The sequence below is a fragment of the Boseongicola sp. genome (genome assembly GCA_014075275.1).
Classification (GTDB): domain Bacteria; phylum Pseudomonadota; class Alphaproteobacteria; order Rhodobacterales; family Rhodobacteraceae.
Genome location: CP046179.1, coordinates 3,286,157 through 3,303,941, shown reverse-complemented (window position 1 = coordinate 3,303,941; position 17,785 = coordinate 3,286,157). Strand labels below are relative to the sequence as shown.

Below are 17,785 nucleotides of genomic sequence, written 5' to 3'. Positions count from 1 at the left end.
TCTCACCAATCGACATCGAATGAACGAACAACATTATCAATGTCCTCATTCGACAAGCCAATGCCGTTCATTCCACGGGTCATCAGTCCAAGTCTGGCTGTCTCTTCCAGTTCTTCAATTGCGTAGGTGGCTGCCCAGAGGTCTTTTCCTGCAACAACAGGCCCGTGATTTGCCAATAAGACCGCGGATCTTTTTCCAGCCAGCCCCCGCACCGCTTCCCCCATGGCATTATCGCCCGGTAGAAAAAACGGCAGCAGCTTAACCCGCCCAAGACGCATGATTGAATATGGCGTGAGCGCTGGAAGGACATTGTCCGGGTCTATATTCGGCAACATCGACAACGCAACCGAATGAATAGAATGCAGATGAACTACGGCCCCCGTACCATTTCGAGTATCATAAAAAGCGCTATGGAGCTGAACTTCCTTGGTCGGTTTATCACCTGAGACAAGTCTAAAATTGTTATCGAGATGACTGATGCGCGCGGGATCAAGAAAACCCATGGAGCTGCCTGTCGGCGTTACCAGCAGTGTTCCATCGGACAACCGCACCGAAATATTCCCGGAGGCGCCACAGGTCAGACCACGGTCGAACATCGACTTCGCGATCTTACAGATATCTTCGCGCGCCCGAACCTGCTCGTTCATGCCGATGTCTCCATCATTGTCAGCGTTTTTTCAAAGAAGTCGCTGTCACCAAAGTTTCCCGACTTCAATGCAACGGCAATTCCACTTTCGGGGACAAGGGCCAGGGGCACGCCGGCGGCAATCCTGGGCCCAATTTTCAATTGTCGAGCTGCCAAACCAGAGACCACCGCCCCCGACGTTTCTCCGCCCGCCACAACAATCCGCCTGAAGCCCCGCCCTGCGAGCTCGGAGGCCAAATTGGCAAATAGATCTTCAATGGCCTTTGATGAATTTTCTTTGCCGAACTCATTTTGAGCGGCACGAATAACATCAGGATCTGCTGAAGAGTAGATAAGGGGTGGCTTGGTTTGTTTTTCAGCCCATTCGGCGAGCATTTCTATCGTCACGGAACCTGAAACCGCCTCTTCGGCGGTTACTTCTTTTGCAGGCGCGATAGCCGAATAAGTGTTGACCTGTTCGCGGGTTCTCTTGGAACAGGAGCCTGACAAAACCACGCCCCGGCCCTCAACCGCAGACCATTTGGGGAGCGATGGAACAGCTCCAAAATTGGCGGGCAACCCCAATGCAATGCCAGCGCCACCACACAGCAAAGTTGCACCACGTGCTGCCTTGCCGATGGTCAGCAGATCGACATCGTAGATGGCATCCACAATGACCATAGACTTCTCGACCGGCATCGCCTCGAGAATGGCGTGCGGCCCCTGCGCCACAGTCGGTGCCCCTATATGAGACACGCGCCAACTGGTCTGCGCCGACAACACCCGGCGCAAATCCGGATCATTCATAGGCGTTAACGGATGGTTTTGCATTCCGCTTTCGCTCAGTAATTTATCCGCGACAAACAAATGCCCCTGATAAACGCTCCTGCCGTTCTCGGGATAGGCTGGGCAAATAACGACGCTGCTTGCGCCAAGACGCTCAGCCAATACTTCCAGAACTGGTCCGATGTTGCCTTCCCGAGTGCTGTCAAACGTAGAACATACCTTGAAAACAATCTGTTCAGCGCCATTCTTTAATAGCCAATTACACGCCTCGAGGCTTTCGTTTGTGGCCTGCGTCGCCGGCGCTGTGCGGGTTTTCAACGCAACGACACCAACTTCCAATTCCGTCTCGGGATCATCCTTGGGGCACCCAATGAACTGCGCCACAGACATGCCCGCTTCAGCCAAAGTCAGCGCTATGTCGGAGGCGCCCGTAAAATCATCGGCAATGACACCAATTTTCATAGACGGATCTCAGTTTTGGGACCGCCGTCCAGCCGGAAAATGTGATCGGCTGGACCCTTGCCAAATGAGCTGCATACCAAGGGATCGTGCCCTGGTATGATCAGCTCGCGCTTCGACGCGAGGCTTTCCAAAAGACTGAACCCCTTTAGCATATCCTCAAGATCAACGACGATCGGGAACGGCTTTCGAAACCAGAGGTTCTCATAGTAATGCGCTGCGTCCGATGCCAACACCATCCATCCGCTTTTTGTTCGCACTCGAACTGCTTGTAAGCCACGAGAATGCCCGCCGATACAATGAACCGTCACTCCATCTGCGATTTCGGAGTCCCCGTCATGAAACGTCAGCTTGCCGCGATATAGCCGCGTCACAGCCTCGCAAATATGGGCCGCAGAAAAAGGCATTCGAAGCCCATCGTGGCACATGCACGGTCCTGTCGCGAACTCCATCTCAGCCGCTTGCATGTGCAAATGCGCATTGGGAAATAGGGCCAATCCACCTGCGTGATCATAATGAAGATGTGTGACGATCACTTCGTCTATGTCCTGTGGCATCAACCCCAATGGCGCCAAGGCTTCAACTGGACTTCTTCGAATTGGACGGTCGCGATCCAAAGCCTCTTTTTCGTCATATCCTGTATCGACCAAAATATTTCGATCACCGGAACGAAGCAGCCAGACAAAGTAGTCCAGTGGGTGCGGGGCGTCGTGGTTGTCATCAAATATGAAACTGTCCGCACGGGTCCGCGCATTTCTGTCGGCATACTTGATGGCGTAAATTTCCCAATCGCTCATCTCGTCACCCTTTCAAAGACACGCACTTGTTTGCCAGTCACCATCCTGGCAACAGCGGCGTCAAACGTGCGAAAATGGTAGCTGTTAAGATGCGCGTCAAACCCTTCGCGATGTCGGTAAACTTCGTACAGAAAAACTCCTGCATCATCCACACACACATCGAATTGCAAGCAATCAGGCTCAACATCTTTTGATGTTCGCGCATTTTCATTCATCAACGGAAGAAACGCCTGCATTTGGCCCGGTTCGATTTCAAATGCGACTGTAACGACATACATCAGATTGTCAGCTTTCCGCGAAGCGCCGCAAAACCGCGACGCATTAAAGGCACTTGCGCCAAGATCAAAGCAATATTGAGAGTAAGCAGGATCGCCGCTCCTGGGCGAGAAATGAAGACAGATAAATCCCCGTCTGAAATCAATAGCGAGCGGCGGAATGTCTCATCGAACAGGCCACCTAATATTACACCTATGACCAGCGGCGCGATTGGATACTTCAATAAGTTCATGAAATAAGCAAAGAAACCGACACCCAACATTAAATAAAGATCGTTGATCCCTCCACCAACACTGAATGACCCAATTGCAGTCAACACCATCACGATCGGCAGGAACACCGTTTGCGGGATCCGCAATATGCGGATGAACACCTTGGCCGTAAACAGTCCTAGAATGAACATTGTCAGTGATGCCAGCACCATGATTGCAACGACACGCAAGATCAAATCAGGGTCGATGGTCGGACCGGGAATTACGTTGTTGATCTTGAATGCACCCATTAAGGCAGCAGCCGGTGGTGACCCCGGAATACCAAGAACCAACAGCGGTATGAGCGCCCCGCCTATACATGCATTATTGGCAGTTTCTGAGGACAAAAGGCCATCGATTGAACCCTTTCCAAAGTTTTCACCATCCTGAGAAACCGACTTTCCAACTCCGTAGCTGACCCAACCGGCAACATCTTCTCCCACGCCCGGAAGAGCGCCAACACCAGTCCCGATAACTCCAGAACGTGTGATCGTCGGAAGATGTCGGCGTACCGCCGCCAAGTTGGGCATAATCCGGCCCTGCAAGGCCAATATATCGGCTGTTTTGACGTGCCTCAGCCCTTCGATAATCTGCGGCACCGCGAAAGCACCCATCAATACCGGCACAACCTGGAAGCCAGACAGCATGTAGGACCAGCCAAATGTATAGCGTGGCTCGGACAACAGCGGATCCAGACCGACCATCGCCATTGCAAGTCCAATTAAACCGGCGATCCAACCCTTGATTACCAAGTCTTCACTCATAAGCGTGCCGGACAATAATATTCCGAACAGCGCCAACAATGCTTTTTCTGGGCTTGCTATGTTCTTTGAGATTAAAAGCAGCACCCAGACAAAAATGAGCAAAGCTATTGTACCGATTAATGTCCCGATAAAGCTCGCCGTCGTTGTCAGCCCCAGGGCTTCTCCCCCACGACCAGATTTCGCAAGCGGATATCCATCCATGGCCGTCGCAGCACTCGCGGCCGTGCCGGGTATATTGAGCAAGATCGATGGATACGATCCACCGTAGATAGCACCGACGTAAACACCCAACAGCGCGATCAGCGAGTAATCCAATGGCACTTTGTTGCCAAAGAACCCGGTTAGGATTGTCACTGCCAGTGTAGCAGTCAGGCCTGGCAGAGCCCCAAAAGTGATGCCCAGGAAAACTGACGTAACAAGATAAACATAAGTTAGTGGATCAATGACAAGACCGAACAACGCACTGCCAAATCCTGACAGTTGGGAAAACACAAACTCCATGTCAGGGTCTCCAAATCGGTCGCAGCGTTACATAGTAATGGTATTCGATCTGCTTAAAGATCAGTCCACCTCGGTTTGGAACGTTCTGCCGAAACCCAAAAGCCATGGCACATACCAAAATCAAAGGTGCCAAAATCGCGATGGCGGGAATGACCCAGGTCAGTATCGTGCTCCTATGCTGGATGACGACCCAGATCATCAAAAGTATCCAAAGAACAAGCGAAACTAGATCATCATCGTGTTGCGACCATTCCTATTGGGGAAAGTTGGACACCAATGCGTAAAGACCCGCAACCGAGATCACAACGGCGACCAACTTCATTCTCTCCGGTTTGCCAAGATGGAAACCGTGGATCAGACCCGTGATCAAAAGTCCCGACGCAATGATGAAATCAACGCGAGGCACAAGCCCGACAATATAAAAGAACAAGATTGCACCGATGGTCGCAAAACGAAGCGCCTCAGCGCGGTTCCAACCAATACCTACTGCGGTCAGTGCAACACGCGCGCCCCCGGTTCGCACGGCGATTATCAGTAAGGCAATCGCAAGAACGAAAAGGCTTCCAAAAATTCCCAAAGGAACAATGGCCGCCGAGTTATACCAATCCGCCCCGCTCACGCCGGCACGGTGACTACCAAACAGTGGTATGAAGGAAGTGCGCCAAAGAAAGAAAACAGAAATGACAATCAAGAAGAGAGCACTCCAAAAGTCTCTCGCTCTTAAGACAGCCTTGTCATGGGGGTCGCTCAAGTTCTTCACTCCGCCGCGTAGGCGAAAGGCGCGGTCGATCCGCGCCTTTCCAAGTCTATTGTCAAAGGCACATTAGGGCTTTGCTATATTCAACGACATTGGGTCGACTGTCGTAACCCCAAGATCCTTCAATGTATAAGCAAATGTGCTTTCAAGGTTGGCAAACAACGCTTGTGCATCTTCACCGTATTGGCCGCCAACGTCGTAGTTGTTCGCCGCCGCCCACTCGGCAACGACATCAGATGCAATTGCCTTTTCAAATGCACCACCTAACGCGGCTTTTACATCATCCGATGCGGAATTATGCACTGCAAAGCCAATGGCTTGCTTGAGCGGTAGGTATTTGTCCAGTCCATCATAAATCGAAAATGCCGATGGCACAGAGCTTCCGCCAATTTCAACGCTATCTGGTGTCAGCATTGCAAGTGGCTTCAGTAAGCCGCCCTCAATCAGTGCAGCTTGTTCAGCTAGTGAGGTCACAACCAATGCAACTTCGCCCGCGATAGCCGCTTCCTGACCAGGTGCAGAACCCTTGTAGGGCACGAACTTAAATTCAACCCCTGCCCCATTTTGGATGGCTAGCAAATTCAAATGGTGAATGGAGCCTGCGCCAGACGCTGCGGCCGGAATTGAGCCTGGTGCCGCTTTGGCCGCTTCTACCAATTCCTGCAAAGTGTTGTAAGAACTTTCAGCTGGCACGGAAATCAAGTCCGGAGAACCTCCCACAATGAACGGATACCAGTAGTCGAATTTTTTATCCCATCCACCCTGAACCGCAGCAGTCACATTCGATTCTGAAAGACCGACCAAGGTGTAGCCGTCGTCTGGCTGGTTCATCACGTAAACCATGCCATTCGAACCTGCGACTCCGCCGGTCTGGTTGATAACATTAATCGAGACTGGAAGATGTTTCTCCATTTCCGCCATGATCATGCGATTGATCGAGTCGGTACCGCCTCCGGCCCCCAAAACAACCGCAGTTGTGATGTCACGATACGGATAATCCTGCGCAGCAACACCGGTGGCCAGACCCGCAAACAGAGCAGCGGCGCCAGCAAGTTTTGCAATTCCAAGTTTCATTTTGTGTCGTCCTCCCGAACAGTGCGTTTGTTATTGACTTTTTTTGCGTATGCGTTAATTAATGCATTGTCAACTTTAATACTTCGAAATGGAACAAACATGTCATCTATCACCTTCAATTTCCGGCTACGGCAATGACCAAGAGTCTTTCAATATCGGTGTTTGATGGCGATGGCATCGGTCCCGAAATCATTGATCCTACGGTAAAGATTCTAAAATTGCTGTCGCAGAAATCAGATAGTTATTCGCTGAGTTTCACATCTGCACCAGCAGGCGCGGCGCACTACGCTGAAACAGGCGATTCTCTGCCAGCGGAATCATTGGAAATCGCTCGAAAATCCGACGCGATTCTTTTATCTGCGATGGGTCTTCCTGACGTTCGCTACACGGACGGCACAGAAATTTCGCCGCAAATTGACCTCCGAAAGGAACTGACTCTCTTCGCGGGCATCCGCCCCGTGACAGTTCGCGCAGGCCAAGCCAGCCCTCTGAATATCCCCAAGGGTAAAGAAATAGACTTCGTGTTGGTGCGCGAAAGCACCGAAGGCTTGTTTTATTCTCAAGGCAACGGGCAGGTCACTCAAGATGATGCTCGCGAAACCTTGTTGATTACGCGCGATATCTCCGAAAAACTATTCAGGTTCACATTCGAGTTGGCAGCTAGTCGCAAAAAGTCAGGCCGAGGGCCTGGTCGAGTCACTTGTGTCGACAAGGCAAATGTCTTTCGGGCATTCGCATTCTTTCGCGAAATTTTCGATGCTGAGGCAAAGCAGTTTCCGGATTTGAACGCAGATCACGCCTATGTCGATGCGACGGCACTATGGATGGTGCAAAAACTCTGGGACTTCGACGTGCTGGTTACTGAAAACATGTTTGGCGATATTCTGTCAGATCTTGGCGCGGGTTTGATGGGCGGACTTGGCTTAGCCCCTTCGGCGGATATCGGTCTCGAACACGCGGTATTTCAGCCGTGCCATGGCTCTGCGCCCGATATTGCCGCCAGGGTGTTGCAAACCCATTTGCAATGATATTGTCGGCAGCCATGATGCTGGAGTGGCTTGGGGTTAAACACGAAATTGATGACTTGGTGACTGACGGTGCGAAATTGCGCGAATCTGTCGAAATGGTCGTCTCTGCGGGCAGAGTTTTGACGCGTGATCTGGGCGGAAATGCCAGTACAATCGAGGCCGCAATCGCGGTCCAATCGGCACTGAGGATAGAATGACCGGACCCCTGCGTGTTGCTTGTGTTGGGGCTGGCTACTTTAGCCAGTTCCATTATGGCAGTTGGGCCCGCATGGACCGCGTTACTTTGGTTGGTTCGTGCAACCGCGATATCGATGGTGCGCACGCAACTGGTTTACCAGCCTATGACCATCTTCAAACCATGATCGAAGAAACACGACCAGACCTGCTCGACATCATTCTACCGCCCGTCGTTCATGCCGAAACAATAAAGACCGCACTAAGATTTGGCGTGAAAACACTGATCTGTCAAAAACCGTTCTGCGAAAACAAAGCAGAAGCCTTAGCGATGGTTGAATTGGCCAAGGAAGCCGGTGCCGAGATCATTATTCATGAGAATTTTCGCTTCCAACCTTGGTACCGAAAATTAAACGACATCCTGAGATCTGACTTGGTCGGCAAGTTGCACCAAATCACATTTCGTCTTCGGCCAGGAGACGGTCAGGGCGCCGATGCCTACATGGATCGGCAACCATATTTTCAGAGCATGGAAAAATTTCTTGTGCACGAAACGCTTGTGCATTGGATCGACACATTTCGATTTTTGCTGGGTGACCCGATCGCTGTTTATGCTGATTTGCGCAGAATGAATCCTGAAATCGCGGGCGAAGACGCAGGCTATGTATTGCTGGACCACACGAATGGAGTTCGGGCGTTGCTCGACGGCAATCGCCATCTGGATCATGCAGCCGACAACCACCGCCGGACAATGGGTGAAGCATTGGTGGAAGGCACCAAAGGTTCAGTCACCTTGCAAGGCGACGGGTCGCTTTGGTTTCGAGCATTCAAAGACACCGAACGACGGTGTCTTTTGCCGCCCGATAGCTGGGAAGGATTTGGAGGGGACTGTGTGCATAAGTTGCAAGAACACGTCGTATCCGCCCTACTGGACGGTTCCCCATTGGAAAATACTGCGCAAGAGTATCTAAAGGTCATCAACATTGAAGAGGCGATTTACTCATCGGCCGAAACAGAAAAGAAACTACATCTGGAGCGCCTGTGAAAACTCAGATCGACAAGCCACCCTCCAATACCCAGCGCGCCATAAAGGAAATGCGCGAGTTGATCTTTTCCGGCGATCTTCCTGCGGGCTCGGATCATCTTGAAAGCGAATTGGCTGATCGGCTGGATATGTCTAGAACGCCAATCCGTGAAGCGGCGTTGACGTTAGAAAGTCAGGGGTTGCTCGAACTCCGGCCTAGAAAAGGCGTGCGCATCCTACCCGTCTCCGTGGATGATATGCGCGAGATTTACGACGTTTTGACCGAGTTGGAGAGTTTGGCGGCAAGAAAAGCAGCCGAACAGAACCTGTCAGAGGCAGAGCTAGGCTCATTGGCCAAATCCATCGAAGATATGGATATGGCCATCGCCGAGAATGCATTGGAAAAGTGGGCAGACGCCGACGACTTGTTCCACAGGGAATTGGTCCGCTTGGGTGGAAACTCCCGCGTTCAAATGATTGTCGCGATGATGAGCGATCAAGTGCGCCGCGCCCGTCATATCACGTTGTTCATGCGTCCAGTTCCATCTCGTTCTAACGAAGATCATCGCCAGGTGTATGAGGCCATCAAGTCGGGCGACGCGGAAAAAGCGGCCATTATTCACTATGGTCACCGACAAACTGCCAAGGCACTGATTATTGGACTGCTTGAGAAGCACCGCTTGAATAGAATTTAGGTTTTAGTTTGAAAAGACGCCGTAAAATACCCTGACAGGTAAAGCAGACATTCCCTTTTCGCTGATTGCAAAAAACCTACCACACAACTGATATCGAACACAAAAATGGATTAGAGTACCGCATCTGTGACGTGCATCACAGACAGGCCATCTAAACATGTGCTTTGAACCTCGTGTATGGAACGGGGAAGCGTTGTGAAGAATATTTATGTATGTATCTTGGTTAGTTTTGCATTCCTAAGTGGAACTGCAGAAGCAGCGGTTGTTAATTCGACTGCCCTATCAGTCGAAGGGGAGCAGGACGGCGTATCCTCGCTGGGACCATCGGCGCAGTACTACGGCGCAGGGGTGGTCTTCGAAGTGCATGAAGACTTGGAAAGCGTCGCAATGTCGATCGATCTCATCTGTCTGAATGACCCATGCAGTGGCGAAGTATTCTTGACGCGCAACGATGTCATTAATGGCATCAGCATCGCCTCTCTTGAAGACGGCGCACTATTTTCCGGCGGCGGCGAGCAAACGTTCTTCGGTGCTGGCCTTGATCTGGTCGCCGGTATCTATTCTCTGTCGATCTCGTGGCGCGAGGGCTTTGGAGGATGGTGGGGCACAACTGTTCCAGACTTCCAAGGCGACGGACGCGTTTCGTATATTCGCGACGGATTCATGGAAACGTTCGACAACGGATTTTCGCCACAAGCCAGCTGGATAGAGAACGCAGTATATGACACTGGCATAACAATTACCGCTGACAAATATGTCCCCCCGGTGACGCATGTCCCTCTCCCCGCTGGAAGTGTTTTGTTGCTTACCGGCCTTGCGCTTTTGGGTCTGCGTCGCCGACTAAGTTAAGTCTCTCACATTTCTTAACAAGTAATTACCGCCGCCTGTGATTGTCATCACAGCGGCGGTTTTTCATTGCGGACAGACTGCCTTTGCATAAGCAAAGGAGCTTTGATCATGAACATGCACCTAACCGAGGCGACAACGCTCGGTTCCCCACCGATGGAGTTTGGCGATCTGCTGGAAGGCTGGGATACAGTTTTTGGCATTCGCTACGCCAATGTGAATTCGTCCATTGTCGCGTCTGGGGCAAGTCCGGATGACTTCAGCGAAAGTGCCACTGATACCGACGGAGACGTCGCAACGATAACTGGCCCGTTCGGAGACTGGCAACTGACGGGTGGTGGCGCTGGACGCCTGATAATGATGGAAATCCCGGTACCAACCGTCACATTAACCCGAACAGGAAAAACCGACCAGACCCGCACTAACGTTGTCTACACGGTTAAAGTTGCACTGGAACCAGTCCCCGTTGGCAGCGGTGACCAGGGCGGAGAACTTTTTGCCTTCAGGCTGATCGCACCGAAAGATAGTTTTCTGTCTGATGGTGTTCCGCTCATTACAGTGGAGTCGGTCGAATACGATGGCTCTGAAACGGACACACCAACAAACTTCTATTTGCGTGGGCTGATGGAAACCTGGCTGAACAAAAACGCCCAAGAATTCGACCATGTCTTCGCGACAGTCAACTTGAACTCCAAAGCCGACAAAGAGCACTTTCAGTGGCTGCGCCCAACCGACACAAGCTATGCTGTTTATGACGATGGCACAGTCGAGAACGGCGTATTTGGCGTTCTTTGTATGACCGAAGGACGCGAAAGCGCCCATCGCGCCCAAATGATTTCCCCGGATACTCTCACAGCTGGAAAGACCGGTTCCTTTTTGATCTCAAAGGAACGTTTCCTGCGAAAGATGATCCTGTACAGCATGAAAGATTTGTTCACTGGCCCGGTCAAGGAAGACAGATCCAAAGTCTGGCCAGATGACTACTTTGATCTGGCAGACCTGGATAACACGGTCACCAATACCGCCGATCTCTATATTGAAGAAATGATACTGGAAGAGGGGAAAGACGGCGTTCGCGTCGAAGTACCTGCCAACACCTTGGTTGCCCGCCTAGGCGACAGCTACCTTGACGTCAGCTTTGAGAACCTTTGGCATCCTTACAATAAATGGGGCGCTTGGTGGCTGGTGACCATTCACCATGACATCCGTTCGCGTTCGATGGCCAAGCTGGTGGATGGCAAGTTCAGCCTTGCCCCGGAAGTCAAACCGGATGACCCAAATCAGACGGTTTTCCATCATTACGCCACGGTCGAAAAAACCAAGGCCGCGAAAGTGATCTACTACGTTCTCTTGGGTCTGGCTATTCTGGCCGTTGTTCTTCCGGCAATGAAGTGGGGCTATATGAAATGGGTTGGCACAGCCGCAGAAGCCACCGAAGGCGGTGCAGCGGTCGCCGGGCAGATGGTCCAAACCACCGCTCCAACTGCTGGCGATATTGCTGCGGGCACCGCCGCTGGTGCCGGACCGGCTGCGGCAGTTGCCTCTGGCGAAACTGTGACAATGTCCCAATGGGTCATGGCCCAGATCACGGCGCGGCGTGCTGTCATCATGGGAATGATGTCTGGAATTGGTTTTGCTTACGAGCAATTCCTGCCGATCATGGCCGACAAGGACGCGCAGAAGGAACTTCCTAATTTCCGCGAGTTCACGACCGAGGTCATGACCCCGGTTTCTTTCCCCGGAAACACCGGGTTTGAAGTCGATCAACTACAATTCAATGGCTCTCTGCAAGCTCTTGGACAGGCACATTTCACGGCCTGATGCAGCCTCGGGCGGCGCTGAAATGCGCCGCCCCACACACTGAAATTCTGGAGCGATGCAATGCCGCTGACAACCACCGCACGTGGATGGGACATGGTGTCCTCAATTCACATAGATACCCTAAACGAAGCCATCGTCATCGGGCAAACCACGCCGGACGGGTTTTCGCAGCTTGGCGATGACGACGTATCAGTATCGGCAGACTTTGAGCCGTGGCAGATCAGCCCCGACGGAGATGGCAAAATCCTGACCTTGGACATGGATCTGAATGATCTGACCATCGACTATGGCAGTAAAGTCAAAAAATTCGCTAAGGCCACCGCCCGTGTAGATGTTCGCCTGGACTTGTTGCCTCTTGAACAAGACACGGCAAAATGCGCGGCAATGCCAAAGCAAACGATGTTGCTGGTTCTGGACACCGACGGAGACCACAAAACACTTCCAGCACGCGTTACCGGCGTCGAGATCACAGGTGGCTCGGGCATCATGGACGAAGGCTATGCCGGGGCCGCATTGCAATCTTGGCTGCAAGACAACCTTGTTCGTTTCACCCATATCTTCGCGGCCATCACACTATATCGCACGGTGGAACACGGTGAAGATTTCGCCTAGTTAAAGCCAACAGCCATCAGTTATGCCTTTGGCCGCAATATGGATAATCCAGAACGCTCGACGTTGGGCGTGCTTTGCCAGACCCAGAATCGCGCCACAGATGGTCTGTTAAATCAGATCGAAGCTGACGTTATTCCAGATGGTTCTGACGTTGGATTCCTTCTGTCTCGCCGTCGATTTATCCGGGACGTTCTTGCCCCCGCTTTGCCTGTTACCTTTGATGGTCTGAAGGCCAAGGACATTGACTATCTCGACGACGACGAGGGAATTACGCTGAACCGCAAACCAATGCTCAAAGCAGTTGAGCACAAAGGCAAAACCTACGACCCAAGGCTGGAATACCTCGAGCTTCGCCTGGGGCAGGGCTACATCGACACCACCGCCCACACCCGGACCAAGATCATTCCGGGAGTTTGGGGGCACTGTCGCACCCGCGGGCGCTACTCCATCGCCCTGAAAGATCGCGATGACGGTGGCAAGACCATCGCAGTTGAAAAGGTTGGCACTCCTGAAGAAGAGAAATGGAAAGAAGTTTCCAAAGGGATGAAGATTGCCAAAGCTGTTCTAGGCATTCTGGCGGCTGTGATCGCCGTTGCGGTGACAATTTGCACTCTGGGATTTGGCATGACCGTCGCTGCGCCGGTCTACGTGGCTTTGTATGGCTCCATGGTTGCCTTTACCGCAGTTATGGCCGCCCGGATTTTGTCCGGCGAAGAAAGTCCGCCGATTGATCTGTTGACGACCCACTTGGACGAAGCGGTAACTTGGGGCGCAAACGGCAGTTTCCAGCCCGATTTTGCGGGCCTAAATTACGCGCTTCAGATTGGCGGGGAATATGTCGACACGCCGATGCAAGCCTTGGGCGCCATGCCCCCTGCCCTAGCATTTCAAAACCAATTTGCCGACCGGATGGCGGCACGTATTCAGGAGAAGCTTCATGTTGTCGCTTGAGGGATGGGATCTGCTGACGATTGCGGATGTGACATTGGTCAACAAGGCTATGGCTGCGCGCCATAATCAGCTGATCACTACGTTCGATTATGATGGTGACCCCCTGCATCTGACTGGAAAATTTGGCATCTGGTCCATCCGACCGGGCGGTTCAGTCTCGCTTTTGGAAGTGGCAATTCCAATTGAAAACGCAACCCTCAAAGGCATCCCCGGCCATCGACGTCCATTGAAGATATCTGGCGTCACTCTGTTGGCCAGACTTTCGCTATCGATGTTGCCGATGAAGGATAATCCCGGCAGTCAGGAACTTCGCTTTGATTTCGAAGAAAGTGCGAAGGCCGGCGACGGCGTTATCGGATTGGATATTGAAGATCCTGCCGAGACGATGAGTGCTGCCCACAAGCAAATCCTGAAGACTGCTGCCGCCGCCTGCCTGTCTGCCCATGCCGCAGATGTGAGTTATGTCTTTGCCTCGGTCAAAACGCGAGGCTCCACCCAAGGCGCTGTTTTTGACATGCCGCACCACGATTGGGCCAACATAGCCACAGCGGACGATCGTCACTATCTGGCAATCGCAGGTGCGTTGTCCAACAAAGTCAAACCTTTGCGAAACATCGATCCAAAGCTGATCGCAACGAAGGGGGGTGCCTATTTGGCGTTCTCAAGCAGGTTCTTCAACGAACGCTTGCTCTTGCCGGTCGTGCAAAGTGACTTCCGACCAAAGTCAAAGTTCACTCTGAAAAGTGGTGCGGTGCACAACGCCAGACACATAATCCTTGGTAAGCAACGAAAAGGTATTTGGACGGTGGAACCCATAATAAAAGGGCTTCGTATCGCTGCAGCGCAAAAAGCCCTTTCCATTCAAGCAGTGACAACGGCAGATCTGCCACTGGGCGCCGTGCTGACCAGTTGGTACCAGGCCTCAATGAAGTTTCATTTCGACAAAAAAACCCAAACAATGACCTTCAAATCCGATCCAAGCCCAAAAGAACGCCACGAAGTTTCGATGGGTATCGTTTCAGAAATCCTTATTGGTTGGTTGATCCGGCTGATCGTACTGCTGAATGGGAAGGCTATTTCTAAGCTGACAAAGGGCCTTGCCCTGGGAATGCAAAAGATCGCAACACCGACTGTCGAAGCTACCGGATGGTCCGGTGTGCGCGATTTCGCGGTCGGTCACGGGGTCATGGATGGTGCCTTTGTCATCACGGACACCCGTCCGGTCTAAGGAATGGAATATATTGCTGACTTTGACCAACCGACTTTCACGGGTCACTCGCAGTCTAACATGCTGCCTCAGTTGCCGATCATGTCTTCCAGTGCCTCACGATCCGACAATACCAATTGGCGACTTTCCGAACGTAGATACCCCTGCTTCACCCAGGTCTTGATGTGTCGATTCACATTCTCTCTGGCCAAACCGCTGAATTCACCAATCTCTCCCTGCGAGAAACGTTCTTTCAAGTGTTCTACCCCGTCCGGTCCAGTTTCGCCCCACCGATCAAATAATTGCAAAAGTGCGCGCGCCAATCGCGGCCCGCCTTCCGTAACGGATTGGGTGGCAAACATATCTGAAGCATTGCGAACTTTCCGGCAAAGCTCGGTGATAATTGCCTGGGCCACATTCGGCCGCTCTGCCACAAATGCGAGCAGGTTCTGGCGGGATAATACAAGCCCGGAGACGGTACCAGCCGCGATAGCATCTGCACTGCGTGCTCCGCCATCCAAAGCAGCGATCTCGCCCAAAAGTTCACTGGGACCCATATGTGCAAGAACTGACTTGCGGCCAGACGCCGATGTCACAGAAACCTCAACCCGACCGGTCTCGATCAACATGACCATGTTTCCAGGTTCACCTTCAGCAAAAATCATCTGGCCAGGATCAAATGTTCTTCGCCGCGCATCAGCAAACAGCGCCCGACAGTCGGCTAGATCCATCGACGCAGCCAGAACACTGTCTTGCATGATATCTTTGATATTTCGAATATTCATGGGCACATATCGAAGCTGCACCGACCTTTGGTCAAGTTACTTCCATGTTTGCGTCAAATTAAGTGTGCAAGACAGAGATATAGACCAAGGCCCATCGCTTCACTAAAGTATCAGCAGAAAAGCTGCAGGTAATGCCGTAAAGCGCTGATTCTTATTAGTTCTAGGAATGGAATGACACGCAAATATCCCCGGCCCAACGCGCTTGAAGGCATAGTTCAAGACCTATCCAACGCCGAGCCTCGCCCGGTGGGCTCTGAAGCATGGTTTCTGGGCGGAAATGCAGAAAATGCCGAGCTTTTGCAAGAATTGTTGACAGAAGCACTTGCTGGCCACGTTAAGAACCGACGCGCCTATGAACCGGACGACCCGGATTTTCTTTATGCAGAAGACCGCAACGCAGACTTTGCCAATTCCAGCGAAAAGATGCGGTCGGCACTGCGCGACCTAAACGACAAACTCAAAGGGTCGATCCCGCTTTCCAGTTTCCGCAACCAATCGCATATGTATTGGGACATCACCCTGCCGGGCATTGTAGGTTATTTGGCAGGCTTGTTGCACAACCAGAACCAGGCGGCCGCCGAAGCCTCGCCTGTCACAACGGCAATCGAGTATGTTGTCGGTCAGCAACTTTGCGAGATGCTGGGGTACGACACAACCTCTGATCCTAAGCCCTGGGGGCACATTGCCGCTGGTGGAACCATCGCAAATGTCGAAGCTGCATGGGCAGCCAGGAATCTACGTTTTCAAGCGGTCGCATTGGCTCATGCCATTCGTACCAACGAGGCGTTTGAGAAAGCTCGCGCACTAACGGTCAAAACCTGCGATGGTCGTCGCGCGCCCATCGTCCAGTTGTCAGAGTGGGAGCTGATAAATATCGCGGTGGACGAGATGTTGGCGCTGCCAAAACGCCTTACTGGAGCGGCAGGCATTCCATCAGAAACGGTGGCGGCGGCGTTGGAAGATTTCTCCGTGCAAACAACGGGTTTGATGGATTTCTTCAGGACGGCCCAGTCCAGAACACCAACGCCCGTCGTTTTGGTTCCCGCCACCGCGCACTATTCTTGGCAACGCGCGACCAGCATACTTGGCATAGGGATGAACCAAATGATCCCTGTGGCCGTCGATAATGACGGACGCATGGATATGATTTCGCTGCGCAACACCCTTAGTGAATGCCTCTCGGAGAAACGCCCGGTATTGATGGTGGTTGCAGTCATGGGCACGACTACAGAAAGCGCCGTTGATCCCATAGCTGAGATTCTGGAAATCCGCGAGGAATACCGGGACCAGGGATTAGATTTTGCTGTCCACGCAGATGCGGCCTGGGGTGGTTACTTCGCCTCAATTCTGCGCCCGGCGAATGTCGGCCCATTTGGCGCAACCAGTCCGTTGGCCCCGATGAGTGATTATGTCGAACGTCAATTCCGGGCATTGGGCGGTGCAGATACAATCACAGTTGATCCTCACAAGGCAGGCTTTATCCCCTACCCTGCAGGCGCTCTTTGTTATCGCAATGGCGCTATGCCGGGTATGATCACTGTCGTTGCCGATATCGTTTATCACGGCGGCGATGCTCGAACGATGGGCGCATGCGCGCTTGCGGGGTCAAGCCCTGGTGCGTCGTCGACAGCCGTTTATCTATCGCATCAGTCGATCCCGACCAACCAAATGGGCTACGGCGATCTGCTAGGCCGCTGCCTGTTTAACGCAAAACGGTTCTATGCAGCCATTGTTACAATGGCCGACAGGAACGACACGTTCCAAGTAACGCCATTTAAGCCTTTGCCAGCCGAAAGGGCTGGCAAGACTCCGGTTGAAATCGCCGAACAGCGCTCCTTGATCGACGAAAAAATCGTTGGCCTGAACAACAATGTGCTAGAGCAGAATCTTCGGGATGATCCTGAACTAAAAGAGCTTTTTGATGAACTGGGACCGGATTTGACGGTGTTCAGCTATGCTTTCAACTTTCGCTCCGCGGAAGGATTGAACACAAATCTGGCTTGGATGAATGAGCTTAATAAGATGATCTTCGACTCTTGCAGCATCCAAGAAAATCCAAACTATCATGTCCCTATTCAACGGCTGTTTTTGACGGAGCACAGCTTTAGTCCCAAAATGCATGGGCAAGAGTTCTGCGATCATTTCGTTCAGCGCGCCGGTGCAACGCCAGTCGCTGGGGTAAACGTCGGATTCTTGATTTCGACCATGCAAAATCCATGGATAAGCAACACCGCTCGAGGCAACTTTATTCCCAACTTGCGGGACACCCTTCGCGACGTTGTCGAAGAAGCTGTCGAAAAAATCGTTCACAGGCACGGTTTGACACCACTGCCCCCAAAGAAGAGCTGAACA

General features: G+C 52.2%; 16 protein-coding genes and 1 pseudogene. 9 read left to right on the top strand and 8 right to left on the bottom strand.

Annotation, left to right across the window (positions count from 1 at the left end):
- Nucleotides 1–2: 2 nt before the first annotated feature.
- From GKR98_16560 to GKR98_16530, 7 genes are all read right to left on the bottom strand, one after another.
- Nucleotides 3–647, bottom strand: a complete 645-nt coding sequence (locus GKR98_16560) for an aldolase (GenBank protein ID QMU59649.1) — start codon at nt 645–647, stop codon at nt 3–5.
- On the bottom strand, nt 644–1,873 hold the full coding sequence (locus tag GKR98_16555; GenBank protein ID QMU59648.1) for a hypothetical protein: 1,230 nt from the start codon (nt 1,871–1,873) through the stop codon (nt 644–646). Before GKR98_16555 ends, GKR98_16560 begins: the two co-directional genes overlap by 4 nt.
- Nucleotides 1,870–2,667, bottom strand: a complete 798-nt coding sequence (locus GKR98_16550; protein ID QMU59647.1) for an MBL fold metallo-hydrolase — start codon at nt 2,665–2,667, stop codon at nt 1,870–1,872. Before GKR98_16550 ends, GKR98_16555 begins: the two co-directional genes overlap by 4 nt.
- Complete coding sequence (locus tag GKR98_16545; protein QMU59646.1) at nt 2,664–2,945, bottom strand: antibiotic biosynthesis monooxygenase; 282 nt, start codon at nt 2,943–2,945, stop codon at nt 2,664–2,666. Before GKR98_16545 ends, GKR98_16550 begins: the two co-directional genes overlap by 4 nt.
- On the bottom strand, nt 2,945–4,459 hold the full coding sequence (locus GKR98_16540; protein QMU59645.1) for a transporter: 1,515 nt from the start codon (nt 4,457–4,459) through the stop codon (nt 2,945–2,947). The genes GKR98_16545 and GKR98_16540 overlap by 1 nt, the downstream gene beginning before the upstream one ends.
- Nucleotides 4,460–4,712: 253 nt before the next feature.
- Entirely contained in the window at nt 4,713–5,078 is a 366-nt protein-coding gene (locus GKR98_16535; GenBank protein QMU59644.1) for a hypothetical protein, read from the bottom strand.
- Nucleotides 5,079–5,282: 204 nt separating this feature from the next.
- On the bottom strand, nt 5,283–6,290 hold the full coding sequence (locus GKR98_16530; GenBank protein QMU59643.1) for a tripartite tricarboxylate transporter substrate binding protein: 1,008 nt from the start codon (nt 6,288–6,290) through the stop codon (nt 5,283–5,285).
- A 134-nt stretch (nt 6,291–6,424) separates the two neighbouring features.
- Here GKR98_16530 and GKR98_16525 point away from each other — a divergent pair.
- The 8 genes and pseudogenes from GKR98_16525 to GKR98_16490 all read left to right on the top strand — a co-directional run bounded on the left by GKR98_16525 (nt 6,425) and on the right by GKR98_16490 (nt 14,669).
- Nucleotides 6,425–7,515 (top strand): annotated as a pseudogene (locus GKR98_16525) (isocitrate/isopropylmalate dehydrogenase family protein).
- The gene (locus GKR98_16520; protein ID QMU59642.1) at nt 7,512–8,537 is read left to right on the top strand and encodes a gfo/Idh/MocA family oxidoreductase; all 1,026 of its coding nucleotides are present in this window, start codon (nt 7,512–7,514) and stop codon (nt 8,535–8,537) included. Before GKR98_16525 ends, GKR98_16520 begins: the two are co-directional and overlap by 4 nt.
- Before the next feature lie 50 nt (nt 8,538–8,587).
- Nucleotides 8,588–9,211, top strand: a complete 624-nt coding sequence (locus tag GKR98_16515) for an FCD domain-containing protein (protein ID QMU60147.1) — start codon at nt 8,588–8,590, stop codon at nt 9,209–9,211.
- A 195-nt stretch (nt 9,212–9,406) separates the two neighbouring features.
- Complete coding sequence (locus GKR98_16510; GenBank protein ID QMU59641.1) at nt 9,407–10,060, top strand: hypothetical protein; 654 nt, start codon at nt 9,407–9,409, stop codon at nt 10,058–10,060.
- 108 nt (nt 10,061–10,168) lie between these two features.
- Nucleotides 10,169–11,878, top strand: a complete 1,710-nt coding sequence (locus tag GKR98_16505; GenBank protein ID QMU59640.1) for a TULIP family P47-like protein — start codon at nt 10,169–10,171, stop codon at nt 11,876–11,878.
- Between the two features lie 60 nt (nt 11,879–11,938).
- Nucleotides 11,939–12,490, top strand: coding sequence for a TULIP family P47-like protein (locus tag GKR98_16500; protein QMU59639.1), 552 nt, complete (start codon nt 11,939–11,941; stop codon nt 12,488–12,490).
- Nucleotides 12,491–12,529: 39 nt separating this feature from the next.
- Nucleotides 12,530–13,441, top strand: coding sequence for a TULIP family P47-like protein (locus GKR98_16495; protein QMU59638.1), 912 nt, complete (start codon nt 12,530–12,532; stop codon nt 13,439–13,441).
- A complete protein-coding gene (locus GKR98_16490) occupies nt 13,428–14,669 on the top strand; it encodes a TULIP family P47-like protein (protein ID QMU59637.1) in 1,242 nt (413 codons plus the stop codon). Before GKR98_16495 ends, GKR98_16490 begins: the two co-directional genes overlap by 14 nt.
- Before the next feature lie 68 nt (nt 14,670–14,737).
- Here GKR98_16490 and GKR98_16485 read toward each other — a convergent pair whose 3' ends face one another.
- Nucleotides 14,738–15,433, bottom strand: a complete 696-nt coding sequence (locus GKR98_16485; protein QMU59636.1) for a cyclic nucleotide-binding domain-containing protein — start codon at nt 15,431–15,433, stop codon at nt 14,738–14,740.
- A gap of 171 nt (nt 15,434–15,604) precedes the next feature.
- Here GKR98_16485 and GKR98_16480 point away from each other — a divergent pair, with 171 nt between their 5' ends.
- Nucleotides 15,605–17,782 carry a decarboxylase gene (locus GKR98_16480; GenBank protein ID QMU59635.1) on the top strand — a complete coding sequence of 726 codons (2,178 nt, stop codon included), beginning with the start codon at nt 15,605–15,607 and terminating at the stop codon, nt 17,780–17,782.
- The last annotated feature ends 3 nt before the right edge of the window (nt 17,783–17,785 follow it).